Here is a 24,159-nt window from a genome sequence, read left to right on the forward strand (position 1 = left end):
CGACCGCCGCCCGGGAGGGCCGGGCCCGTCAGCCGACGGTCCCGGCCCCGGCCACCGGATCGAAGCCCTTGGCGATGAGCCGGACGGCCAGCGTCACCTCCCACGCGAAGACCGGGAGCGCCGCGAGCGAGCCCGCCGCCGAGACCTGCTGGTAGAGGCCGAACAGCACGGCGACCGCCGAGGCGCAGATCATGGTTCCGCCGACCAGGCCGAGCACGGCGATGAAGCGCGGCACGAGCCGGGCACCGTACATCAGTGACGCCAGCACCAGGGTGTTCGCCCCCAGTACGAAGTTGGGGCCGAAGAGGAACGTCCAGTCGTGGACGGCGATCAGCGTGTCGCCGGCCGTGGCGAGGGAGCCGGCACCGTCGGTGCCCGCTCCCGCCGCGTCCCTGCGCAGCGTCACGACCGACAGCACGCTGATGATGCCCACGACGATGACGGCCGCCTCCAGCAGCCGCCCGCAGACGTAACCCAGTGCGGCTCCCTCACCGTGCCGCTTCACGACCGGGAAGAGGACGACGCCGGTACCGATGACGGCGAGGGCGAGGACGAACTCGCACAGTGCGCCGAGGAACACCCGGGTGTCGGCGCCGGAGCCGGTGACGTACGCCGCGCCGTGCAGGGCGGGGCCGTAGAGCGTGAGCCCGCCGATCGCCGCTGTCTCGGTGACGAGGAACAAGACGCCCGCCACTGCGGCCGTTCTCCTGGTTGAGCTCATCCGGACCTCCTTGGAGGTGTACGGCGTACACCTGACGTGCACCCTAGGTGTACGGCGTACACTCGTCAAGCCGGGCCTTTGGCACCGCCTTCGAAGGGAGCTGACCGGGATGGCCGAACCGACCGGGGCCGTACGCCGGTCCCCCCTGAACCGGGACCGGGTGCTGCGCACGGCCGTCGCACTGGCCGACCAGAGCGGGATCGACGGCCTGAGCATGCGCAGGCTCGCCCAGGAACTGGGCGTCGTGCCGATGGCGCTCTACAAGCACGTCGCCAACAAGGAAGAACTCCTGGACGGGATGGTGGACGTCGTCGTCGGCGAGATCGGGCACCAGCCCCCGGGGACCGACTGGAAGGACGCGGTCCGGCGCCGGATCCTCGCGGCGCGGAGCGCGCTGCGCACACACGCCTGGGCGTCCCAGGTGCTCCAGTCCCGCACCAGCCCGACGCCCGCCGTGCTGGCCCACCTGGACTCGGTGATCGGCACGTTCCGGGCCGGCGGCCTGTCCGTCGACCTCACCCACCATGTGATGCACGCCCTGGGCAGCCGGGTACTGGGCTTCACCCAGGAGCTGTTCGAAAACCCGCCGCCGCAACCCGGCCCGCCGCCCCAGGCGTTCGCCGCCGCCGCGCAGCGGTACCCCCATGTCACGGAGCTGGCCCGGGCGGTGGCTCACGACCAGGGGTCCGTCGTGGGGCAGGGCTGCGACGACCAGTTCGAGTTCGAGTTCGCGCTGGACCTGCTCCTGGACGGTTTCGAGAAGCTCCACCGGCAGGGATGGAAGTCCTCGGACGCGAACGGCGCGCGCCGTTAGGCTGACGGCGTGGCAGATGTGGGCGGGGCACTGATCGGCGGCCGGTACCAACTCCTGGAGCTCATCGGCCGGGGCGGCATGGGCCGGGTGTGGCGGGGCCGCGACGAGCGGCTGGGGCGCGAGGTCGCCGTCAAGGAGGTCATGCTCCCGCCGGGCATCGGCGAGGAACAGCGTGCCGTGCTGCTCCAGCGTGTCCTGCGCGAGGCGCGGGCCGCGGCGCGGCTCAACCACCCGGGGATCATCACCGTGCACGACGTGGTCGAGCACGAAGGAGCTCCGGTCATCGTCATGGAGTACGTGACGGGCCCCTCGCTGGCCGCCGCCGTGACGCGGGCGGGCAGGTTACCGGTAGGCAGGGTCGCCGAGATCGGCATGCTGATGCTCAAAGCGCTCTCCCGGGCGCACGCCTCGGGCATCGTCCACCGCGACCTCAAGCCGGACAACGTGCTGCTGATGGACGACCGGGTCGTCATCACCGACTTCGGCATCGCCCACATGGCGGACGCGACGATGACGCTCACCCACACCGGCACCCTCATCGGCACGCCCGCCTACATGGCCCCGGAGCAACTGGAGGGCAAACCGCCGACGCCCGCCACCGACCTCTGGTCGCTGGGGGCCACGCTCTACAGCGCGCTGGAGGGCCGGCCGCCGTTCCGTGCCGATACGTTCTCCGCCCTGTGCGTCGCCATCGTCACGAAGGAGCCGCCGGTGCCGGAGCGCGCGGGCCCGCTGGCCCCCGTACTCGCCGCCCTGCTGACGAAGGACCCGGACGGCCGGGCCACCGCCGAGCAGGCGCTGGCCGCGCTGGAAGCCGTCGGTCGCGGCGCCGGGGTGGCGGAGGCCGCAGGGCCCGCGGAGGGCGGCCGTATGACGGCCGCCGAAGGCGCCGCCCAAGGGGCAGGCCCACCGGGGTCGCTGCTGCTGCGCGCCGCGGGCTGCTTCGCGCTGGTCTGGCTCGGCACCGTACTGCCGTGGAACGCGGTGCGGGGCTGGCACGGCTACAAGCGGGAGGTGCTCATCTCCGCCACCGCGGGGGTGATCGCCCTGGTGAACGCCGTCCTGCGGCCCCGATGGCCGGTGGCCGTCGGATGGCCGCTGTTCGTCCTGGTGAACATGTGGCTGTTCTTCGGCGTCGCCGCGATCTGGCCCCTCTGGGGCTTCGTCGGGGTCGTCGCCAACGGCCTGCTCCTCGGGACGGGTTGCTGGCTCCTGTGGTGGCTGGTGCCGGGCGGCGGCCGCCGTCAGCCGTAGGGATCGAAGGGGACGGGCGGCTTCGAGGCATTGAGGGCGTCGTTGAAGCGGGCGTCGGAGATCTTGATGGTGGCGGCGCCGAAATCGGCGTTCATGAGCCTGTCGCGCAGGCCCGCCGGGTAGCCGTTCCAGCCGACGAGGCGGGGGAAGAACCAGTTGCCGGTGTGGTTCTCCGCCGGCTCGTCGTTCCCGTTGGCCAGCCGGAAGAAGTGCGTCGAAGCGCCGTCCTTGTGGTAGACGACCTTGGCGTGCGTTCCGTCGAACCGGACCTGGGAGCGGGGGTACCACTTCCAGCCGCTGTGCTGGGAGGTCGACACGTACTCCACCTGGTTGTCCTTGATCCAGACGACCACGTGTTCGAAGTCGTGCCGGTGGCCGATGGCCGCCGGGCCGAAGGTGGCCTGATCCTTCTCGAAGTAGCTCGCGTACATGACCGCGCACCAGCCGTTGTTGCACTTTTCGCGGGCGTAGGTGTTGGAGTTCTGGAGCTGCGCGTAGTCCCGGCAGTGGCCGTTGACGTCCCCGCCCGGTTTCAGCCCGGGGTTGAGGGTGCCGTCCGGGCTGATGGCGGCGGTGGCGTAGCAGCCGTCGTGGTCGTAGTCGTAGGCGGGGGAGAAGGTCTGCTCCAGGCCGTCCGCGTGCTGCGGGAGCTGGGGAATGACGGCGGCTGTCGCCGTGGTGGGGAGCGCCATGAAGAGGGACGCGGCTCCCAGGCCGGCGGTGGTCAGTACCCGGCGGAACCGGCGCCGGGGCTCGTTCCTGGGCGAGGCGTTGCGCACATCGACTCCTTGGGGTGGGCGGGGAGGTGGCCGGGGCAAGCGCCCCAGTACACCCCGGCCGCCCGGCCACGGGAATGACCGCCGGGTGAACTGCCGGTGCGAGCACCAGAAATGGCGCGAAGGCCCCCCTCCGGCTGGCGCCGCGCGACTCGCTCCGCCCAGCCCGGCGGCCAGGCTCCCTCGACGGCCCGGGCGGCCCAGCCGCGCACTCGCCCCGAACCCCGGCCGGCACCGGGCGGGGGGCATCTGACGGGCGGTTCTGGCCCGTCCGGGATACCGCGGGGTGCCGCGGTGGTGGTCCGGGTCCCGCAGCCGGTCGCCTGACCGGTGGTTCCGGCCGGCCGGTTCGGGGCCGCCCGGCGTGCCTCGGTACGGGTACGGGCCGCGACGGCGGCCCGTACCCGTGCGGCCGTGGCGGCGGCGTCGGATGTCCGGTGCGCCGCCCGGCCCGTTCGGCGCTGCCGTCCAGCCGCCCGGCGGCCGGTTCGGGGCCGCGCCTGGCGGCCCGTACCGGTCCCGCCGTGGTGGTGGTGTCGGTTCTCCCGTACGCGTCGTGGCCGACGGCGGCCATCTGACGGGTGGTTCCGGCCGACCGGCCGGGGGGCCTCGTGCGGTGCGTTCGGCGGTGCCGGCGAGCGCGACAGCCGGCAGCAGGCCCGCGTCAGGCGCCCGGGACCGGTACCGCGTCGTCCGGGGCGGGGCCGACGGTGGCGGCGGGGGCGAACTGGGTCCGGTACAGCTCCTCGTAGCGGCCGCCCACCGCCAGCAGCTCGGCGTGCGTCCCCCGTTCCACGATCCGGCCGTCCTCCACCACCAGGATCAGATCGGCCGCCTGCACGGTCGACAGCCGGTGCGCGATGACCACCGCGGTACGCCCCGCCAGCGCCTCCGCGAGGGCCTCCTGCACCGCCGCCTCGGAGGTGGAGTCGAGGTGGGCCGTGGCCTCGTCGAGGATCACCACCCGCTGGCGCGCCAGCAGCAGCCGCGCGATCGTCAGCCGCTGGCGCTCGCCGCCCGACAGCCGGTAGCCGCGCTCGCCGACGACGGTGTCCAGGCCGTCCGGCAGCGAGGCGACGAGCCCGTCCAGGCGGGAGCGGCGCAGGGCCTCCCAGAGTTCCTCCTCGCTCGCCCCCGGCCGGGCCAGCAGCAGGTTGGCCCGTACCGACTCGTGGAACAGGTGGCCGTCCTGGGTGACCATGCCGAGGGTCTCGCGGACCGAGTCGGCGGTCAGGTCGCGTACGTCGATGCCGCCGAGCCGGACCGCGCCCTCGTCGACGTCGTACAGGCGCGGGAGGAGCTGCGCGACGGTCGACTTGCCCGCGCCGGAGGAACCGACCAGCGCGATCATCTGGCCGGGCTCGGCGCGGAACGAGACGTCGTGCAGCACCCGGGTACCGCCGCGCGCGTCGAGGGTGGCGACCTCCTCCAGCGAGGCGAGCGAGACCTTGTCGGGGGAGGGGTAGCCGAAGGAGACCCGGTCGAACTCCACGGCCACCGGCCCCTCCGGGACCCGCCGGGCGTCGGGCTTCTCGGCGATCAGCGGCTCAAGGTCGAGGATCTCGAAGACCCGCTCGAAGCTCACCATCGCGCTCATCACCTCCACGCGGGCCCCGGCCAGGGCGGTCAGCGGCGAGTAGAGCCGGGTGAGCAGCAGGGCGAGGGCGACGACGGAGCCCGCTTCGAGGGTGCCGTGCACGGCGTAGTACCCGCCGAGGCCGTAGACCAGCGCGAGGGCGAGGGCGGAGACCAGGGTGAGGGCGGTGATGAACGCCGACTGGGCCATCGCCGTGCGGATGCCGATGTCCCGGACCCGGGCCGCCCGCGCCGCGAACTCGGCGGACTCCTCCGACGGCCGTCCGAACAGCTTGACCAGGGTGGCGCCGGGCGCGGAGAACCGTTCCGTCATCTGCGTGCCCATCGCGGCGTTGAGCGCCGAGGCCTCCCGCTGCATGGCGGCCATCCGGGCCCCCATCCGCCGCGCCGGCAGCACGAACACCGGGAGCAGGACCAGCGCCAGCAGGGTGATCTGCCAGGAGATGCTCAGCATCACGGCAAGCGTCAGCAGCAGGGTGACGATGTTGGAGACCACCCCGGACAGGGTGTTGCTGAAGGCCCGCTGCGCGCCGATCACGTCGTTGTTGAGCCGGCTGACGAGAGCGCCGGTACGGGTGCGGGTGAAGAAGGCGACCGGCATCCGCTGCACGTGGTCGAAGACCGCGGTCCGCAGGTCCAGGATCAGCCCCTCGCCGAGAGTGGCGGACAGTTTGCGGGTCAGCAGGCCGAGGCCGGCCTCCGCCACCGCGATCAGCGCGATGAGCAGGGCGAGCCGGGTGATGGTGGTGCTGTTCCCGCCCGCGACGATCGTGTCCACGACCCGGCTGGCGAGCAGCGGGGTCGCCACGGCGAGCAGTGCGGTCACCACGCTGAGGAGCACGAAGCCGCTCAGGCCCCGTCGGTGCGGGCGGGCGAAGGCGGCGATCCGGCGCAGGCTCGCCCGGGAGAGCGGGCGGCGGTCCTGCTGCGCGTTCATGGCGCTGTGCAGCGATGTCCAGGCGGTGACTTCCATATTCATAGACCGAACGTTAAGACCTCAAGTAAACTTGAGGTCAACCGTTTCCAGTGCCGTGCCCCAACTACGCCGTACAGCAAGGACGTTCACGCCCCCTCCGATGTCCGTGCCGGGTGGCATCATCGGTCCATGACGCAGGGATCAGAGACCACCCGCTCAGAACGGCAGGCCCTCGACAGTGTCCTCCGGCGTTTCGAACAGTGGGCGCACGACGCCCCCGGGGCCCCCGCGCTCATCGCCGGACCGGACAGTCTCACGTACGGGCAGCTCGACGCCCGCGCCAACCGGCTCGCCCACCACCTGCTCGCCGCCGGGCTGCCCGGCCAGAGCCTCGTGGCCGTGGCCACCGCCCGGCAGCCGGAACTCGTCGTCGCCCTCCTCGCCGTCCTCAAGGCCGGCGCGGCCTACGCGCTGATCGACGTCGCCGACGCACGCACCGGACGGCGGCAGCTCGCCGCGATCCGGCCCGACGCCGTCCTCACCCACGCCGCCCACCACGCCCGGCTCGACGACGGCCGGGACCTGCGGTTCATCCGCCTCGGCGCCGACGCGGCCGCCATCGCGGCGCGGCCGGCCGACCGGCCCGCCCCCGCCGCGCGCGACCGGGCCACCGCCGCCCTGTTGTTCACCGGGGCGGCCGAACCGCGCCCCGTGCCCGTCAGCCACACCCTGCTGCTCGCCGCCTGCGAGAGCTGGGCCGAGGTCGCGCCGCCGGCCCCCGCCGACCGGCACCTGATCACCGCCGGGCCCGACGTGACCGCCTTCGCCGCCGGCTGGCCCCGGGCGCTGGCCACGGGCGGCGCCCTGGTCCTGGCCGTGCGGAGCCCCTGGTCGGCGCAGGACGTCCGCGCGGCGGTCGAGGCCGACGGGGTCACCGTCCTGCACACCGACCCGGCCGGGGCGGTCCGGCTGATCCTCGGCGACCGCCCGCCCGGTGCCCACGGCGCAGTCCGGTCGCTGCGCCTGGTCACCGTCACCGGAGACCGCCTCTACCTGGACGAACACGCCGCCCTGCAAGCCCGGCTGCGGCCCGGTGCGCGCGTGCTCGCCCTCTACGGAACCGCCGAGAGCGCCGGGATCGGCACCTGGTTCGAGCTGTCCCGGCTGTCCGCGCCGCCCGCCGTCCCCGAACGGCTCGCGCTGCTCGGTACCCCCTTCCCCGGCTGCCGCGCCGACCTGCGCGACGGACAGATCCTGCTCACCCCGCCGGACGGCGGCGACGCGATACCCACCGGCGACCTCGGCCTGTCCCTTCCGGACGGACTGCTGGAGTTCCGCGGCCGGCTCCGGGACCGGATCACCGTCGAGGGCCGCCCCCTCGACCCCCACCACCTGGAGTCCCTGATCCGGGGTCATGAAGGCGTCGGCTCCGCGCTCGTCGCCGGCACCCGCCCGGACGACGGGCCCGGCAAACGCCCCCGAGCGGGGTTCCGTGGGCTCGTCGCCTACCTCGCCCCGCCACCCGGTGTCCGGCCGGGCACCGATCTGCCCGACATCGCCGTGCTGCGCGCCCATCTGGCGGACCAGGTCCCTCCCGAGCACCTCCCGCACGCCGTTGTCCCGCTGCGCGCCCTGCCCCGCGGCAGGGCGGCCCGCGAAGACCGCGCCGCCCTGCCGCTGCCGGTCCTGCCGAACAGCACCACGCGGACCGCCCGCGGCTCGGGCAAGTACGGCGGCGCCGGCGGCGAGGCACTATCGCCGGGCTGCGCCACCGGCTGCGTGGTGTTCCCCCTGACCCTCTTCGCCCTCGCGTTCACCGACGTGTTCTGGCCCGGTTCGACCGACCTCACCGGGGTGCCGGCCCCCTGGGCGGCGCTCTTCTTCGTCCTCTACGTCTTCGAGGCGCTGGCCTTCGCCCTCGGCGTCGTCTTCCTGTTCGGCGGCGGCTCCCCGATGCGGCGCCAGGGCCGGGGCCGCGCCCTGACCAGGGCCGCCCACCTGGCTGTCTGCTACCTGCTCGTCGCCTGGTGGCCCCAGGACAACCTTTACCGGCTCGCCGCCAAGCACGACTGGCCGCGCCAGGCCGCCCTCGTCTACGCCTTCAACATCCCCCTGATGATCGCCGGCGCCGTCGTGGCCTTCTACCTGACCCGGAAACCCGCCCCGGCGGTCGGGGCCGACGACTGAGGCCACCGCCCGTCCGCGAACGGCCGTCCGACGGCGAGCGCCTCGGCCCGCACCAGTGCCTCGGCCGCGTCCAGCACCTCTCTGCTGTGCGCGGCCACCAGAACGCCCAGCCAGGGCGCCGGTTCGAACGCCGCCGTCGGGATCGCCGGGACGAACACCGCCCCGAGCCGGGCGCAGGCCCGCGCCAGTTCCCCGCACAGCTCGTCGAACTGCCCGTCCGGCAGCCGGGCCCCCAGTTCCACCCGGTCCGCGATCCGTACCAGGTGCCCCGCGCCCCGCAGCGCGTCCAGCCGGGCCGCCACCATGAAGGCGACCGCCGGTCCGGTCAGCCGCAGGTTCGTCTCGGTCGGTGCCAGGCCACCCGCCCCGTCGGTGACGAAGTCGACGTCGAACCAGCCCCGGTAGCCGGCCGCCGCCAGCTCCCGCCCCACCGCCGAGCCGAAGGCCAGCAGCGGCCCCTCGGCCTCGGCGGCCACCACTCCCGGGCCGACCGTCGCGCCCCGGTAGCCGCCGTCGGCCACGTCCATCACCGCCGCGCCCACCGGGTGGACGCGGCCCGCGCCGTCCACGAACCCGTCGTACGTGAGGTCCCGCGGGCCGCCGCCGGGTTCGCCCGCTGCCGGGCCCGGCACGTACTCCTCCACGAGCAGCGGGCCGCGCGGCAGCCGCCGCAGCAGCGCCCGCGCCCCGCCCGCGGTCCGCAGCCGCTCGGGGGTGACCACCGTGACCCCCGAACCACCCACCCCGTACTCGGACTTGAGTACCGAGCCCGCTCCGGCGGCGGCCCGCCGCGCCAGGATCCGGGCCGCCGTCCGCCGGGTCGGGGCCCGCCACTGCGCCGGCAGCCTGATCCCGGGATGTCCGCCGCCCGCCAGGACCCGGCCGAACAGGTCGTGCGCGGCCGACTTGGACTCGTAGCGCAGCTCGCCCGGGTGCCAGGGCCGGCCCGCGAGCCGCCCGAAGGGCTCCGTCAGCCCCCACGGTACGAGGGGCAGCCCGGCCCCCGTCAGCCGCTCGGCCAGCGCCGGCCGGGCCCGTACGGCTTCCGACAGGCCCGGCCCCGCCCCCGCCAGGCCGTCGTACACCTCCACCTCGCCCCAGCCCAACTGCCGCCCCACCAGGCCCGGCCACCCCGTCGGCACCGGCCTCGGCAGCACCAGAACCGCCGGATCGGGGCTGTAGAACGCCGCCAGCGCGGCGTAGTGGTGCGCGGGGAGCTGCTCCCGGTCCAAGGAGGCGTCGGCGAACTGCGCGTTGAACTCGGCGACGTTGCCCACGTGCACCGCGCGGGCCCCGCCCGTCCACGCCCGCGCCCACCCGGCGAGGGCGGCCGGAGCCACTTCGAACCGCACCAGCCCCGCCGGGGCCCCCGCGACGGCGACCGCGCCCATCACCCGGTAGAACCCGGCCGCGTGCGGATCGGCGTCGATCAGCAGCCTGCGCACGCCCAGCCCGACCGCCCGGCGCAGCACGTCCCGGTACAACAGCCGCCCCACGCCCTGTCCGATGGCCGCAGGCTCCACGAACAGCAGCCCGAGCCGGGCCCGTACTCCCTCGCCCTCCAGGGAGGCGAGCCCCAGCACGGCGCCGCGCGCGTCCTCGGCGACCACCACCCGCCGGGCCGGCACGTCGTCCGGCCGGAGCGTCAATTCCGCTTCGCAGGCGGCCAGGAACCGCGCGTCGTACCCCCAGTGGGCCTTGGACCGCAAGACGAGCGCGGTCAGAGCGCGCGCCTCCCCGGCCCGTGCCGCCCTCAGCCGTACCACCTGCCGACCTCCCCATGGTCCGCCGCCCGGACCTGCGATAGATTCGCCCGGCCCCCGGCGGGGTGCAACCCCTTCCCGCCCGCTCCCCGGTTCCCACGCGCAGACAGGCTTCCCCATGAGCGACATACTCGACGGACTCGGCCGGACCAGCGCCTTCGGCGCCCTCGGTCTGGTGCTGCTGATCCTCGGCATCGTCCTGGTGGACGTACTGACGCCCGGGAAGCTCCCGCAGCAGATCTGGGAGGAGCGCAACCGCAACGCCGCGCTGCTGCTCAGCTCCGCGCTGCTCGGCATCGGCGGCATCGTCTTCACTTCGATCTGGACGACGTACGAGGACTTCGGCAAGGGCCTGTTGTCCACCGCGGCGTTCGGCGTGCTCGGGCTGGTGCTGATGGCGGTGGCGTTCCTGGTGCTGGACCTGGTGACCCCCGGAAAGCTCGGCGCCATCGTCGTCGACCCGGAGCCCCACCCGGCGGTCTGGGTCACCGCGTCCTGCAACCTCGCCGTGGCCGCGATCGTCGCCGCCTCCATCGCCTGACGGTCCGCACCGGCACCCTCACGCCAGGCCCAGGGCGAACACCGCGTATCCCGCCGCCAGTACGCCCGCCAGCGTCCGGCGGACCGCGGTCGCCCGGGTCCACGGCTCCTCGAAGCGGCGCGCGTAGCGGGCGATGCCCACCAGCAGCGCCGCGAACACGGGCGTCCAGGCGAGGCGCGCCGCGATCCAGCCCAGGCTGTCGGGGGCCGTCGTCAGACCCGCCAGTTCCCCGACGAACGAGCCGGGCACGGCAGCGGCCAGCATGGCGCTCTGGTGCCAGCACAGGATCGTCATCGCGCACAGGTTGACCACCACGACCGGCGCCCACAGCGCGGGCCGCGACAGCAGCGCCGCCAGCCGGTCGCGCACCAGCATCGCCGCACCCGACTGGGCGGCGGCCAGTGCCAGTACCAGCAGCGACGGCGGGTGCGAGTTGGTCCGCGCCGCGCCCGGCACGCCGACCATCGACGCCGGGTAGTGGAACACCACCAGCAGCGCCGCGAACAGCGCGACCCCGCCCGCCAGCAGCGCCCACGCCCCGCGCCGCCCGATCCGGCCCTCGCCCCAGGCCACGCCCAGCTGGTACGCGAACAGCCAGCCGGGCAGGATGTTCAGCAGCGACAGCCAGCCGGGTACCGAGCCGGCGAGCGGCCCGTAGCGCAGGAAGTCCACCACCGCGACGGAGGCCAGCGGGGGGGCCGCCGCCCACCCGCCGAGCCGGCGCGCCGCCCGCACGCAGTACGGGGTCAGGGCGGTGACCACCACGTACACCCCGACGAACCACAACGGCTGGACCACCAGCGTCGCCCCGGTCCGCAGCGTCGCCTCCGGCACGCCGAGCGCGTACAGCGCCGGAGCCGCCAGGGCCCACACGGCCGTCACTCCGAGCACCGGCCGGCCGAGCCGGGCGATCCGGCCCGCCAGCCAGGCCCGCGTCGAACCCGCGCGGCGGTGGAAGGACAGCACGGAGGCGTAGCCGCCGACCAGGAAGAAGACGCCGAGCATCTGGAGCACCCAGCTCGCCGGGGCCAGGCCGCCGAAGGCCGACAGCGGGCTCGCGTTGTGCAGGCCGCCCCCGGCATCGAGGGTGAAGCCGCCGAGCAGCCAGTGCCCGGTGGGCACGGCCAGCAGCGCGAGGGCGCGCAGCCCGTCGATAGCGCGGTCCCGGTGCGCGGGGGTGCGCTGCTCGATCCGGGCGGCCGTCGCCCGCAGCGCGGTCAGGGCGCTCATCGGGCGTCCCCCATCGCGATCGCGGCGAAGGCCGCCAGGGACTGGGTGCCGGGCGTGAAGTAGCCGGTGTGGCCGTCCACGTCGGCGGCGGGTACCCGGCGGGCGCCGAACGCCGCGGAGGTGGGGTCGGCGCCGTGGCCGAGACCGGCCAGCTCGACGTTCGGCACGTCGGCGATCCAGTCGGAGGGGCCCCGGGCCGCCCAGACGCGGGCGCCGGTGCGCAGCGCGGCGGCGCTGCCGGCCCGCATGCCCGGCGAGCCGAACACGACGATGTCGGCGGCGTCCGTGTGCCGGGCCGCGAGCCCGCAGACCACCGAGCCGTAACTGTGGCAGAACAGCGCCGGATCGGGGGCGCCGACCGCGTCGAGCCCCGCCGTGAACCGGGCCAGCCGGACGGCGCCGGCCTCGGCCAGCCGCCCCTCGGCCGCGTCCAGGCCGACCCCGACGGGAGTGGTGTAACCCGTCCAGGCCACCACGGCGGTGCCCGAGCCCTCCGTCGCGCTGTGCAGCGCCCGGGCCATCCCGGCGGGTCCGGTGCCGGGCTCGCGCGGGTTGTCGTGGCCGGTGGCGTCGTTGTCGGAGCCCGGGACGATCACCGCGACGTGCGCCGCGCGGGCCAGGTCGCCGAACACCTCGGCGACCTGGCCCCGGCCGCGCGGGTCGAAGGACAGGATCTGCCGGCCGGGACGGGCCAGGGAGGCGTACCGTGCCTCACCCGTGGCCGTGATCGCGAGCCGGTTGGCCTCGTACCGCAGGGTGACCGGCGCGCCCTCCAGATTGCCCACCACCAGCGGGTGGCGGCTCAGGAGTTCGCGCCGCCGGGTGTCGTCGAGCCCCGCGAAGAACCGGGCGACCTCGGGCGCCGACGCGGTCGCCGGATCGGGCAGCGGCCGGCCCGGCAGCGACTCGGCCAGCCAGCCGGCGGTGCCCGGCGGCGGACCGGTGACCGGCACCGCACTGTCCGCACCCGCCCATCCGGCGGTGCCCGCGACCAGTGTGGCGGTCAGCGCGGCGGCTGCCAGCGTCCTTCCGAAGCGGCGCATCCGCTTCCCCCTCTCCTCGTGGTGAGGCAGAAGGTAGGAAGGAGGTACGGACCCCCACGTCGGACCGTGGAGCCAAGTCGCGGTTCATACCTGGGTAGGGGGTGGAGGAGACGCGGCCCCGGAACTCAGGCGCTGTCGCCGGGCCGGACCAGCCCCGCCTCGTACGCGAAGATCACCGCCTGGGCCCGGTCCCGCAGGTCCAGCTTGCCCAGCACCCGCCCGATGTGCGTCTTGACCGTCTGCTCCGCCACCACCAGGTGCCCGGCGATCTCCTGGTTGGACAGTCCGCGCGCGATGAGCTCAAGTACTTCGGTCTCACGGGGCGTCAGGCCGTTCAACCGCAGCGCCGGGTCCTTGCGGGGCGCCGGGCGCTGCTGCACGAAGTCCGCGATCAGCCGGCGCGTCACCGAGGGCGCCAGCAGCGCCTCGCCCGAGGCGACGATCCGGACCGCCGCGATCAGGTCGGCCGGCGGGGCGTCCTTGAGGAGGAACCCGGACGCGCCCGCGCGCAGCGCCTCGTACACGTAGTCGTCGATGTCGAAGGTGGTCAGCATCAGCACCTTCGGCCGGTGCACCACGCCCGGCGGCGGCGTGAGGATCTCCCGCGCCGCCGTGAGGCCGTCCATCTCCGGCATCCGTACGTCCATCAGCACCACGTCGGGGTGCACGGTGCGTGAGACCCGCACCCCCTCCCGGCCGTCCGGCGCCTCGCCCACCACATCGATGTCGGCCTGTGCGGACAGCAGTGCGGCGAACCCGGCGCGCACCATCGCCTGGTCGTCGACGATGATCACGCGGATGGTCAACTGGCCTCCTCGGCCGTAGGGTTCACGGGCAGGCGGGCGGCGACCCGGTAGCCGCCGTCGGGCAGCGGGCCGGTGTCGAGCGTCCCTCCCGTCAACCGTACGCGCTCGCGCATCCCCACCAGGCCGTGGCCCGTCCCCGAGGTCTCCACCGCCACCACGGCGTCGCGCGCCGGACCGTTGACGACCAGTACGAGCACCTCGTCGGGCCCGTCCGCGGACCGGGTCACCGAGACCCTGGCCGGCGCCCCCGGCGCGTGCCGCACCACATTGGCCAGCGCCTCCTGCACGATCCGGTACGCCGACAGGTCCACCGCCGGCGGCACGCCCAGCTCCGCCCCCGCCGCGAGGGACAACTCCACCGGCTGCCCGGCCCGTACGGTGGCCTCCACCAGCTGCTGGAGCCGGTCGATCCCCGGCTGCGGAGCCCGTTCGCCGGCGGGCCCGTCGCCGCCGTCGCCGCGCAGCACGGTCAGCAGCCGGCGCATCTCGCCCAGCGACTCGCGGGCACTGGCCGCGATCGCCGCGAACTCCTCCCGGACCGGCTCCGCCATGCCCGGCAGCCGGTACGGCGCGGAATCGGCCTGCACCGTGATCACCGACATGTGGTGGGCCACCACGTCGTGCAACTCCCGCGCGATGCGGGCCCTTTCCTCCAGCAGGGTGCGCCGGGACCGCTCCGCCTCGCTGATGCCCTCCTGCTCCGCGATCCGCTGCTGGGCGTCGCCCAGTACGCGCAGCGCCCCCGTCAGCGCGAGGAACGTGCCGCCGAGGACGAAGAGGAGGGCGGCCGTGTCCGTCACCCCCGCGGGCGCGAAGAAGCCCAGCACCACCCCGGCGGCGCCGGTCGCCAGCCACACCCCGACCAGGGTCCGGACGGACTCGCGCAGCCCCAGGCAGACCATCAGCAGCAGGTAGCCCACGATGCCCATCGGCGTCCACGGCCAGGCGTGCCCCGCCACGTGGTCGGCGTGGATCAGCAGCACCGCCCCGGCGGCGTCCGCGAACAGCACCATGCCCCAGGCGGCCAGCGGCCGGGTGACGGCGAGCAGCAGCGGCACCGTCTGCGCGACGCCCAGTGCCCCCGCCCAGCCGCCGCCCGCCCGGTAGTCGTTGGTCAGCACCGCGATGGTCACCGGCAGCAGCGACACGGTGAAGACGGCGGTCACGACGAACGGCACCCAGCGCTGCCAGCGGCGCGGCGCCCGCGCGAAGAGCGGTTCCCCGGGCCGGGCCGGCGTCCGCAGCACCATGGCGAACCGGGTGACCGCACGTGGTCCCCGGACGGGGGCGGGCGAGGGGGCCGTCGGCCCGGGTGCGTCGCTCATGACGGACCAGCCTATGCGGCCGCGGCGGCGAAGGAGCGTACGGATAGGCTGCACCCGGTCGATCAAGGAGGACCGTACCCATGGGCGGGGCAGCCGCACTCGAAAAGCTGGTGCCGGTATTGCTGGCCTTCGGCGGCGGAGTGCTGCTGGCGCGGCGCAAGACGGTCCCGCCCGAGGCGTCCAAGGTGTTCGCCGACTACGCCTTCCTCTTCGCGGTCCCCTGCTACCTGTTCGGCAACATCTACGCGAGCGACCTCGGCGCCCTCTTCGACTGGCGCGCCATCGGCGGCTACGCGGCGACGGCGGCCGTCGCGGTGCTCTGCGTGGTCCTCGGCGCGGTCGCCTACGGGATACGCGAGCCCCGCGCCGTCGCGCTGCGCGTCATGGCGGGCGTCCAGGTGAACACGGCCTACTTCGCCGTCCCGGTCTTCATCACCGTGTTCGGAACGGCGGCGCCGATCTTCCCGGTGCTGCTGTTCCAGGTCTGCGTGCTGTCCCTGGTCGTCATCGCCATCATGGAGCTGGGCCGCGCGGGCACGGCGGCCGGCGGCCCCGGCGTCCGCCTCGCCCGGGCGGTCCGGGCCTCCCTCGTCACCCCGCTCGTGCTGGCCTGCAACGCGGGCATCGTGTTGAACCTGCTGTCGGTGCACCTGCCGAAGGTGGTGCTCGACGGCGCCGCGTTCGTCGGCGACAGCGCCTCTCCGGTCGCACTGTTCGCGCTCGGCCTGCACCTCGGCGGCACGGGACTGGGCCTGCGGGACACCACGCGCGAGGAGCTGGCGCTGATCGCGGTCAAGTGCCTGGGCTTCCCGCTGCTGGCCTGGCTGGTCTGCGGGGCCGTGTTCGGTGTCCGCGGGGACTGGCTCGCCTACCTCGTGCTGATCGCCGCGATGCCGACCCCGCAGAACCTCTTCATCTTCGCGCAGCGCTACGACGTGGGCGTCGACCTCTCCGCCTCCGTGGTGATCAAGAGTTCGGTCGTCTCCCTCCTGCTGCTGCCGCTGTGGCTGCAGACTGTCGTCTCGTGACCACCTCCCCGACGCCGCGACCCGCCAACGCCGTCACCCTCGGGCTGGCGGCGGCCTGGGCCGTGCACGACCTCGAAGAGGTCCGCACGATGGCCCGCTGGTCCCGCACCCGGGTACCCGCCCTGCGCGCCCGCCTTCCCCGCGTCCCGGCCCGGGTATGGGCCCCTTTCACGGACGTCGACGGCCGCGAGTTCGCCACCTCCGTCGGCCTCATGGGGCTCGTCGTCGCGGCGGCCGCCGCCGACGGGTACCGCACGGGCGGCCGCTCGGCCTTCTACCAGGCGTCCCTGAACGGTTCCGGCCTGCACGGCCTGGTCCATCTCGCCCAGTCGGCCGCCGCCCGCGGCTACCCGCCGGGCGTGGTCACCTCGCCGCTGGCCGTCATCCCCTTCACCCTGTGGGCGCGCGGACGCCTGCGCCGGGCCGGGGTGCTGCGGCCCGCCCGGGCCCGGGACGTGGCGGTCGGCCTCGGCCTCGCGGGGGCGGCGACCGCCGCCGCGCACGCGGTGGCCCGGCGGATCCGGTAGGGCCCGTTCGTTCCCCCCGGCGGGCTCAGGTCGTTGACCCGGCATGGAGCTGCTGCCGATCAACGCGGCGCCGGGTGTCGGTGAACGGGCCGACGCCGCGGCCGATGCCGCCTGTCACCTCTACGACGCCGTCGCGCCCCTGGGCGCCGGCGGGCCCGGCGGGTGGAGCCGGACCGCGGCCGAGGACGCCGCCGAGACCATCGAGACCACCGCGCACGCGCTGGCCGGCATCCACCCGCGCGCCGAGGTCATCCTCGCCCCGGTGCACGCCGCCCTCGCCGAACTGCGCCGTCAGCTCGCCCTGGCCCCGGCGGACCCGCTGAGCGCCGAGGAGGTCCCGGCGACCCCGCCCACCGTCGGCAACCCGCGCCGCACCCGCTGGGTACGGGTGCACGCGCAGCCGGGGCCGCTCACCCGGCCCGGCCCGTCCACGTCGCCCGCGCCGCCCGCCCCGAGGCGACTGCCGTCTCGTACAACGCCCTGATCTCCGCCCCGAAGTAGGAGCTGTACGAGGTGTCGTCGGTGTCGCCGCCGGTCTTCCAGCCGCCGATGACCCCGATCACGTCACCGGTGCGGCTCCGCCGGTCGAAGTGCGTCAGGAAGGGCCCGCCGCTGGTCCCTCCCGGATAGCCGGTGCAGTCGATCCGCTGGAAGGAACCCGGGATCTTCGGATCGGCGCTGATGAACTTCGTCGTCCGGTTCACGCACAGCCGCGGCCGGGCGGCGGCCGCCGGGTAGCCGACGAGGGTGACCGAGGACTGCGCGTAGGCCGCGCCGGTCACCAGCCGGTTCCCGCCGACGACGTCCTCCACCAGGGCGCCCGAGGAGTTGGGTCCGACCTGGGCGAAGGCCACGTCGAGCGTCGCCGCGCGGTCGGCCCCCTCCCGCCGGTAGCGCGGGTCGATCCACACCTTGGCGCGCCCGGCGGAATCGCGCAGCACCGGGAACATCCCGTACGGCTGCGGCTTGTCGGCCCGGTAGTGCGGTACGAAGGCCACCTGCCGGGCGTCCGCGCCGAGCAGGCAGTGCGCGGCGCTGATCACCAGGTCGCGGCCGGGGGAGGAGACCACGCTCGCGGTGCAGAAGTACGCCCCGCCGCCGGTCATGACGAACATCCGCCCCACGACCGGCATGCCGTCGAAGTCGCGTCCGACGCCCGGGTGGGCGGCCGCGGCCGCGTAGGCCGGATCGGGGGCTCCGCCGGGCCGGCCGGCCGCCACGGTGGGCGAAGGCACCGGCGTCGGCGTCACCGCGGGCACCGGCGTCGGGACCGGCGTCGGGACCGGCGTCGGCGTCGCCGTGGGGGAGGGCGACGGAGCCGGAACGGGGGCGCCCGCGGCGGGATCCGCGGGATCCGCGGGATCCGGGGACGCGTCCGGCTCCGGGGACGCGTCCGGCTCCGGCGGCGCGGGCCTGGCCGAGGCCATCCGCTCGGGCGTCCAGAAGGCCTGCGCCTCCACGGCCGACCAGCGCCCGAGCACCGGGGCGCCGCTCGCCTCGGTGACCGCCAGCGGCCCGCCCACCAGCGTCAGCGCGGCCGTGGCCGCCGCCATCGTCAACGTACGTCGCATGCAAGGGCTCCCTAGATGGCTTGCGGAAAGCGGAACAGCCGGGCGGGGTCGTAGGTGCGCCGTACCTCTTCCAGCCGGGCGAGGTTCGGGCCGTAGTAGGCCTCGCGCCAGCCAACGAGCTTCGGGTCGACGTAGTTCTGGTACGCGCTGCCGCTCGCCCAGGGCCGCAGGTCCCGCCAGAGCCCGTCCAGCCACCGCTGGTGCCGGGCCACCTCGGCGGCCGACGCCGAGTCGGGCCAGTAGGCCAGGTACTGGGCGAGGAAGGCGTGGTCGCGGTGGGCGAACGCGGTGGCCGTGGCCGCCGGGCGGTTCATGGCGCCGCCGCACTCGCCGAGGAACTGCACCACCCCGCGGCCGCCCGCGGGCACCGCCTCCCGGTAGCGGCGCACGGCGTCCAGCACGGCCCGGACCGCCGCCTCCGGAAGCCCCGGCTCCGCCCAGAAGTCGGAGCGGCCCGCGTAGGAGTGCCGGCCGACCTGCTCCCGCGGGTCCCGGCCGGGCAGCCGGCCCGGCAGCCGGCACTGGGCGACGCTGCGTCCGGCGCACCCCGACATGGTCCGGACGGTGTCGCCGTACCCCTGCACGGTGACCGAGCCGTCCTGCGGCTCGCGGCCGACCAGGCCGGACAGCCGGGTCAGCTCCCGCTCCAGCTCGTGGCGCCCGTCGAAGCACAGCACCCTGACGGCCGGGGCGTCGTCGCCGCCCGCTTCGACGAGGAACTCCAGGTGGCTCCAGAACGGGTCCGGGAGCCCGCCCAGCCAGCGCTGCCAGCCGTCGAGCACCGCCGCGCCGTCCGCACCGGGCCAGCGCAGCTCCGCCGAGGCGACGTCGCCGACCGGGTGGGTGCGGAAGCGGAACTCGGTGACGACGCCGAAGTTCCCGCCCCCGCCGCCGCGCAACGCCCAGAACAGATCGGCGTCCCGGCCGGCGTCGGCCTCGCGGACGACCCCGTCCGGGGTGACCACCCGTACCCCGGTAAGGGCGTCGGAGGTGGTTCCGTAGGCCCGCGACGCCAGGCCCATGCCCCCGCCGAGCGCCAGCCCGGCGATCCCGACGGACGGACACAGGCCCGTCGGGATGCCCAGGCCCCGTGCGGCGAGGCTGCTGTTGAGGTCCCCGAGCCGGGCCCCGGCGCCGATCCGCACCCCGTCCCCCTCGACGGCCAGCGCGGCCATGGCCCCGACGTCGACCACGAGCCCGGCGGTGGCGGTGGACCAGCCCGCGTAGCTGTGCCCCCCGCCGCGCGGCACCACGGGTAGGGCGCAGCGCCGGGCGAATTCCAGACAGACGGCCACGTCACCGGCGTGCGCCGGGTAGACCACCGCGCCGGGCGCGACGGCGTCGTAGCGGGGCTGGAAGAGCTGCCGGGCCTCGGAGTAGTCCCGGTCGCCGGGGACGATCACCCGGCCGTCCACCGCGCGGGCGAGCGCCCCGAAACCAGGGCCTCGCGAAAGCCTGCGGGAGGAGGCCCGGGCACCCGGCCCCACGGTGGAGAGTACGGCGGCGGCCGTGCTTATCAGGACCAGGCGGCGGTGGAGACTCATCCCTCCTTCCTGCCACCGGCCGCAGCGTTCGGGACGAAGGCGGGCCAGCAAAGCCCCAGTTGCCCCCCGAACGGCCCAAACCGCTGTTACCTTCCCGCGCCGTGGGCGGCGCCGGCCCGGCCCGGCGTCACGCCGAGGGCTTGCGCGCCGGCCGGAACCCCTGCGGCGACATCTCCTGGCCCTCCGGCTCCCGCACCAGCCGCACCCGCTCGTCCCCGGCCTGGAACGCCACCGGCGCGCACCCGACCGGGCGCGAGGACGCGGGCGAACTCCGCACCCAGGGGCCCCGGTTCCCCGGGCCGGGTGTGCACCGTGGAGTACCGGGCCACCACGCCGCCCAGGATGTCCGGCGCGGCCGTCGGCCCCACCTCGAAACGCAGCCGCGGCTACGTCCTGCGGGCCGTCGCCTCCGTGGCGGGCGAGAGCCCGACGCCGAAGGCCCGTCCCCCGAGGCCGGCCCGCCGTGCGGCATGGCGGTACGAGGTACCGGTCATGCTCCCGGACCCCACGGCGCGCCCCGCCGGGCGGCGATCGGATGGGGCAGCTCCGCCCACTGGTCACCGGGTACGCCGGGGCTCAGCCGCATCAGGGTCAGCGCCTTCACCGGGAGCGGCTCCCGGGCCAGGGCCGCGCTGTCGGCGGTGGCCGCGAGCGAGTCCAGCTCCGCCAGGGCTTCGCCGAGCGCCCGTGCGGAGCCCACCGTGGCCGCGAGCGACCCGGCCACCGCCGAGCCGAACACCTTGCGCCGAAGCGCCGCCACGTCGTCCGTGATCTGCCGGTCCGCCACCGCGGGCACCGGCAGGCCGTGCCGGGCCAGCCGGGCCGGGCTGATCCGGATGTCGCCGAGGTCGCGGTAGACGAGCCGGACGGGGGCGCCGTCGGGGGAGAGGACCACCAGCAGGTTCTGCCCGTGCGCCTCCAGCGCGACCCCGAGGTCCAGCACCTCCAGGCACACCGACAGGACGAGCCGGGCGAACCGTCCCCGCCAGGCCGCCGACCGTACCGGCGCCGTGCCCGCGAGGGCCGCGATCGGCACCACCCGCTCGCCCGGGCCCGCGTACGCCTCCGGCGGCTCGCGGAGCACGGCCGCCAGGTCGGGGCTGTGCGCGCTGACCGCGCCCAGCGTGCGGGTGACGTGCAGGCGGCCGCCGAGCCGCTCGCACAGCAGCTGCGCGAAGTCGGAGACGGCCGTCGCCGTCTCGACCGACCGGCCGGAGATGTCCCGTACGGAGGAGGTCAGCCGGGTGCTGAGCGCCGTCTTCACATGGGCGCCGCCGGCCGCCGGGGCGAGGGTCCGCAGCGCCATCAGCGGATGCGCGCTGATGCCGGGGCCGGCCGGAGCGGCGTCGGCCGGGACCTTCAGGACGTGCTCCGCCTGCCAGGGGTGCACCGGGATCAGGATCCGGTTCCCGTCCCGCAGCCGGTCCGGCCAGTTCCCCGTCACCAGGTACGCGCCGGCCGGGACGGCCACCGTCCCGAGTTCGACCACCGGCCGGTGCTCCGGTGCGTACGCGAGCTGCTCCGCGACCGAGAAGCCGGGACGGGAACGGCAGTTGGGGTGGTACGGGTGCCCGTCGACGACCCGCTGCTCCCACTGCCAGCCGGTCTCGGGGGCGTGGTCGAGGTCCGCCCGGGGCTGCCCCGCCCGGGACAGCGCGAGCGAGGCCGTGCTGTGGTCCAGTTCGGCGGCGAACCCGGCGCCGTGCGGTACGTCCAGCGCCGCCATCAGCCGCGCGGGGTGCCGGTGGACGCGCCCGTCCAGGCGCAGCTCCGTCACCCGGTCGGCGGTGGCGTACGGGTCGGGCAGCGGGCCTTCCAGTCGGCCGCCCCCGGCCGTGTACACCACCAGGGAGTCCGGCCCGCTCTCCCGGCGCTCCACCCAGGGCAGCGGTTCGAACGCCAGTGCCCGCCACAACCGGGTCAGCACGGCCGCCCGCGCGCCCTCCAGCGCGGCTGCGTAGGGCGCGCCGAGCCCGGGGCGGACTTCGGCCAGTTCGGCGGCGACCGTTTCCTCGGCCGAAGGGCGACGGGTGTGCGTACTGCGGTCCAGGGTCCCGTTCCTCTCTCATAATTGTCTTACCCGATGATCGGTGATGATCATCGAATGGATCGAATGGAACCAGTGGACCTCAACGCCGCCGCCGATGCCTACGCCTCCACCCCGCTGCTGAACTGCCTGCTGCGGGAGGCGGCCGATCCCACGGGTGAGGACGGCGTCCACCGGCTGCGCGGCAGCGGGCGGCTGCTGCGGGCGCGCGGGGGCCGCCGGGCGGTGCGGCCCGAACTGGGCACGGCGCACGGCTGGCGCCTGCTCAGCCATGCGGAGCTGGTGAAGCTGAGCTCCGACGAGCTGCGCCAGTACACCGGTGTCCCCAACGACGAACTGCCGGCCGAGATCAACGACAGCCGGGACACGGTCGCGGCGCTGCTGGCCGCCCGTGCCACGGCCGAGGCCCCGGCGGACCCGTACGTCCGCTCGGAGCAGGCGCTGGTCATGGGGCATCCGCACCACCCGGCCCCCAAGGCCCGCGGGGGCGCCCCCGCCGCGAGCTGGCTGCCGTACGCCCCAGAGGCGCATGCCCGCTTCCCGCTCCACTTCCTCGGGGTGCGCGAGGACCAGGCCGTGCAGGAGGGGGGCCCGGGCGTCGGCGCCGCGATCGAGGCGCTGGCCGCGCTCCTCGACGGCCCCCGGGCGCCCGCCGGGTACCGGCTGCTGCCCGCGCACCCGTGGCAGCTGGCCCTGGTCGAAGACCGCCCGGCAGTGCGCGAGGCCTTCGCCGACGGGCGGCTGGTGCGGCTCGGCCCGGGCGGCGGGACCGTCTGGCCCACCGCCTCGGTCCGGACCCTGTACGTGCCGGACCCGGCCCGGGACATGTTCGTCAAGTTCAGCCTCGATGTCCGGATCACCAACGACGTACGCCGGCTGTGGCGGCACGACCTGCTGCGGCTGCGGCGTACGGACGACGCGGTCCGGGCCGCCTTCGCCGACCTGCGCCGGACCGGATCGAACGCGGTCTGGCTCTCCGACCGGGGTTACCGGACGGCCGGCTTCGCCTTCGAAGAACTCGCCGTCGTGGTCCGGGACGGGCTGCACGGGCGGCTCCTGCCCGGGGCCGGCCCGCTGCTGGCAGCCGCACTCGCCGAGGGCTTCGAGGGAAGCCCGCTGGCGGCCGCCCCGGACCCGGCCGCGTGGTGGCGGGCGTACCTGCGCCAGGTGGTGCCGCCGGTGCTGGGGCTGTTCGCCCGGCACGGGATCGTGCTGGAGGCCCACCTGCAGAACTGCCTGGTCGCCGTCGACGGGCAGGGCCTGCCGGTCCAGGCGGTCTTCCGCGACGCGGAGGGCGTCAAGCTGCCGGCCGACCTGCCGCGCGAGGCCGCGTGGCAGCGGCTCGTCTACTGTCTGGTCGTCAACCACCTGGCGGAGATCGCGGAGGCGCTGGCGGACCGGCACCCCCGGGTCGCCGGGCAGCTGTGGCCCGCGGTCCGCGAGGAACTGCTGCGCTTCGACGCCGCTCACGGGCTGCCCGAGATCGCCGGACTGCTGACCGCCCCCGCCCTGCCCGCGAAGACGAACCTGCTGCTGCGGTGGACCCGGGCGGACGGCGCGGAGGCGCGCTACCTTCCGCTGCCGAACCCGCTGCGGAATTCTCTGCGGAACCAGGAGGGGTAGGGATTCGGCCAAGGTGGTTCCGGTTGCCCGGCGCACCCGTGTCAAAGGTATAGACCACTGCTACGTTGGACGGGCAGACCGCAGCCCTTGGCCCCCGTCAGAGGAGAAGTCATGCCCGGCCCGGCCGCCATGCCCAAGTACCAGCGGATCGCCGTCGCCCTGCGCCAGGAACTCGACCGAGCGGCGCGGAGCCCGGGCGGGAAGCTGCCTTCCGAGCGCAGCCTCGCGGCCCGGTACGGGGTCAACCGGCAGACGGTCCGGGCCGCCCTCCAGCAGTTGCGGGCGGAGGGGCTGATCGTCACCGGACGGCGCGGCACCCGCCCCGCAGGGGCTGCCGACCCCGCGCCCCCGGCCGCCCCGCCGGGCGGCCGCCCGGCCGCCGCCACCCAGGGCCGGCTCACGCTCGTCAGCGTGCCGCCGTCCTTCGCCGCGATGCTCGGGATGCGCGGCGGGGAGCGGACGCTGGTCCACCACCACCGCGCACTCGGCCCGGCGGGCGAGACGCGCCGGCACGCCGTGACGTACCTCTGCCCGCGCGTCGTGGCGCGGACGCCGGAGCTGGCGGACCTGCGGGACCGGGTGGCCGTCCGGGATCTGGACCTGACCCCGCTGGAGCGCTGGCTGGAGCGCGCCGCGAACGAGGGGCGGACCGTCGAGACCCTCACCATGACCCGGACCACCCACCCGGCGGCCCGCGCGGCCCCGGCCTGCGGACTGACGGTGCGCCGCGCCCTCTACGACCCCTCCGGGGCCCTGCTGGCCCTCACCGACCTGGCCTTCCCCGCCTGGGACCGGCTGACCTTCCACCGGGACCGCCCGGCGGACGCGTTCCGGGTGATCTGAAGGT

General features: G+C 75.2%; 20 protein-coding genes. 9 read left to right on the top strand and 11 right to left on the bottom strand.

Features of this window, described 5'->3' with window-relative positions:
- Window positions 1-28: 28 nt before the first annotated feature.
- Window positions 29-721 (bottom strand): DUF4386 domain-containing protein, encoded by a 693-nt coding sequence (locus ACZ4M3_RS03660; RefSeq protein WP_467729796.1) that lies wholly within the window; start codon window positions 719-721, stop codon window positions 29-31.
- Between the two features lie 109 nt (window positions 722-830).
- Between ACZ4M3_RS03660 and ACZ4M3_RS03665 the strand changes: the two genes are divergently transcribed.
- Entirely contained in the window at window positions 831-1,535 is a 705-nt protein-coding gene (locus tag ACZ4M3_RS03665; protein WP_467729798.1) for a TetR/AcrR family transcriptional regulator, read from the top strand.
- Between the two features lie 9 nt (window positions 1,536-1,544).
- On the top strand, window positions 1,545-2,789 hold the full coding sequence (locus ACZ4M3_RS03670; protein WP_467729800.1) for a serine/threonine-protein kinase: 1,245 nt from the start codon (window positions 1,545-1,547) through the stop codon (window positions 2,787-2,789).
- Here the strand turns inward: ACZ4M3_RS03670 and ACZ4M3_RS03675 are convergent.
- Together ACZ4M3_RS03675 and ACZ4M3_RS03680 are read right to left on the bottom strand one after the other, a co-directional pair.
- On the bottom strand, window positions 2,780-3,481 hold the full coding sequence (locus ACZ4M3_RS03675; protein WP_467730132.1) for an NPP1 family protein: 702 nt from the start codon (window positions 3,479-3,481) through the stop codon (window positions 2,780-2,782). The two genes, ACZ4M3_RS03670 and ACZ4M3_RS03675, sit on opposite strands and share 10 nt — an antisense overlap.
- 748 nt (window positions 3,482-4,229) lie before the next feature.
- Window positions 4,230-6,140, bottom strand: a complete 1,911-nt coding sequence (locus ACZ4M3_RS03680) for an ABC transporter ATP-binding protein (RefSeq protein ID WP_467729802.1) — start codon at window positions 6,138-6,140, stop codon at window positions 4,230-4,232.
- A 126-nt stretch (window positions 6,141-6,266) separates the two neighbouring features.
- On the opposite strand from ACZ4M3_RS03680, the gene ACZ4M3_RS03685 reads away from it, so the two are divergent.
- Window positions 6,267-8,264 carry an AMP-binding protein gene (locus tag ACZ4M3_RS03685; protein WP_467729804.1) on the top strand — a complete coding sequence of 666 codons (1,998 nt, stop codon included), beginning with the start codon at window positions 6,267-6,269 and terminating at the stop codon, window positions 8,262-8,264.
- On the opposite strand, the gene ACZ4M3_RS03690 is transcribed toward ACZ4M3_RS03685, so the two are convergent.
- Window positions 8,219-10,030, bottom strand: a complete 1,812-nt coding sequence (locus ACZ4M3_RS03690) for a GNAT family N-acetyltransferase (RefSeq protein WP_467729806.1) — start codon at window positions 10,028-10,030, stop codon at window positions 8,219-8,221. The genes ACZ4M3_RS03685 and ACZ4M3_RS03690 overlap by 46 nt on opposite strands.
- Window positions 10,031-10,145: 115 nt before the next feature.
- Here ACZ4M3_RS03690 and ACZ4M3_RS03695 point away from each other — a divergent pair, with 115 nt between their 5' ends.
- Entirely contained in the window at window positions 10,146-10,568 is a 423-nt protein-coding gene (locus ACZ4M3_RS03695; RefSeq protein WP_467729808.1) for a DUF350 domain-containing protein, read from the top strand.
- Between the two features lie 18 nt (window positions 10,569-10,586).
- Here the strand turns inward: ACZ4M3_RS03695 and ACZ4M3_RS03700 are convergent, their stop codons facing one another.
- The 4 genes from ACZ4M3_RS03700 to ACZ4M3_RS03715 all read right to left on the bottom strand — a co-directional run bounded on the left by ACZ4M3_RS03700 (window position 10,587) and on the right by ACZ4M3_RS03715 (window position 14,972).
- Window positions 10,587-11,798: an acyltransferase family protein gene (locus ACZ4M3_RS03700; RefSeq protein ID WP_467729810.1), complete on the bottom strand. Its 1,212-nt coding sequence runs from the start codon at window positions 11,796-11,798 to the stop codon at window positions 10,587-10,589.
- Complete coding sequence (locus ACZ4M3_RS03705; RefSeq protein ID WP_467729812.1) at window positions 11,795-12,841, bottom strand: alpha/beta hydrolase; 1,047 nt, start codon at window positions 12,839-12,841, stop codon at window positions 11,795-11,797. The genes ACZ4M3_RS03700 and ACZ4M3_RS03705 overlap by 4 nt, the downstream gene beginning before the upstream one ends.
- A 125-nt stretch (window positions 12,842-12,966) precedes the next feature.
- A complete protein-coding gene (locus tag ACZ4M3_RS03710; protein WP_467729814.1) occupies window positions 12,967-13,647 on the bottom strand; it encodes a response regulator in 681 nt (226 codons plus the stop codon).
- A complete protein-coding gene (locus ACZ4M3_RS03715; RefSeq protein WP_467729816.1) occupies window positions 13,644-14,972 on the bottom strand; it encodes a sensor histidine kinase in 1,329 nt (442 codons plus the stop codon). The genes ACZ4M3_RS03710 and ACZ4M3_RS03715 overlap by 4 nt, the downstream gene beginning before the upstream one ends.
- Window positions 14,973-15,052: 80 nt before the next feature.
- On the opposite strand from ACZ4M3_RS03715, the gene ACZ4M3_RS03720 reads away from it, so the two are divergent.
- From ACZ4M3_RS03720 to ACZ4M3_RS03730, 3 genes are read left to right on the top strand one after another with little or no spacing between them, the layout of a single operon-like run.
- The gene (locus ACZ4M3_RS03720) at window positions 15,053-16,000 is read left to right on the top strand and encodes an AEC family transporter (RefSeq protein ID WP_467729818.1); all 948 of its coding nucleotides are present in this window, start codon (window positions 15,053-15,055) and stop codon (window positions 15,998-16,000) included.
- The gene (locus tag ACZ4M3_RS03725) at window positions 15,997-16,527 is read left to right on the top strand and encodes an HXXEE domain-containing protein (RefSeq protein WP_467729820.1); all 531 of its coding nucleotides are present in this window, start codon (window positions 15,997-15,999) and stop codon (window positions 16,525-16,527) included. Before ACZ4M3_RS03720 ends, ACZ4M3_RS03725 begins: the two co-directional genes overlap by 4 nt.
- A gap of 43 nt (window positions 16,528-16,570) precedes the next feature.
- Entirely contained in the window at window positions 16,571-17,011 is a 441-nt protein-coding gene (locus tag ACZ4M3_RS03730; RefSeq protein WP_467729822.1) for a hypothetical protein, read from the top strand.
- On the opposite strand, the gene ACZ4M3_RS03735 is transcribed toward ACZ4M3_RS03730, so the two are convergent.
- The 3 genes from ACZ4M3_RS03735 to ACZ4M3_RS03745 all read right to left on the bottom strand — a co-directional run bounded on the left by ACZ4M3_RS03735 (window position 16,938) and on the right by ACZ4M3_RS03745 (window position 21,692).
- Window positions 16,938-18,098 (bottom strand): hypothetical protein, encoded by a 1,161-nt coding sequence (locus ACZ4M3_RS03735; protein WP_467729824.1) that lies wholly within the window; start codon window positions 18,096-18,098, stop codon window positions 16,938-16,940. The two genes, ACZ4M3_RS03730 and ACZ4M3_RS03735, sit on opposite strands and share 74 nt — an antisense overlap.
- A gap of 11 nt (window positions 18,099-18,109) precedes the next feature.
- Window positions 18,110-19,642, bottom strand: a complete 1,533-nt coding sequence (locus ACZ4M3_RS03740; RefSeq protein ID WP_467729826.1) for an FAD-binding oxidoreductase — start codon at window positions 19,640-19,642, stop codon at window positions 18,110-18,112.
- Between the two features lie 490 nt (window positions 19,643-20,132).
- Window positions 20,133-21,692, bottom strand: a complete 1,560-nt coding sequence (locus tag ACZ4M3_RS03745) for an IucA/IucC family protein (RefSeq protein WP_467730134.1) — start codon at window positions 21,690-21,692, stop codon at window positions 20,133-20,135.
- Between the two features lie 54 nt (window positions 21,693-21,746).
- Here ACZ4M3_RS03745 and ACZ4M3_RS03750 point away from each other — a divergent pair, with 54 nt between their 5' ends.
- Both ACZ4M3_RS03750 and ACZ4M3_RS03755 read left to right on the top strand, forming a co-directional pair.
- Window positions 21,747-23,312, top strand: coding sequence for an IucA/IucC family protein (locus ACZ4M3_RS03750; RefSeq protein WP_467729828.1), 1,566 nt, complete (start codon window positions 21,747-21,749; stop codon window positions 23,310-23,312).
- Window positions 23,313-23,423: 111 nt separating this feature from the next.
- Window positions 23,424-24,155, top strand: a complete 732-nt coding sequence (locus tag ACZ4M3_RS03755; protein ID WP_467729830.1) for a GntR family transcriptional regulator — start codon at window positions 23,424-23,426, stop codon at window positions 24,153-24,155.
- Window positions 24,156-24,159 lie beyond the last annotated feature (4 nt).

Source organism: Streptomyces sp. NPDC026522 (assembly GCF_055567555.1).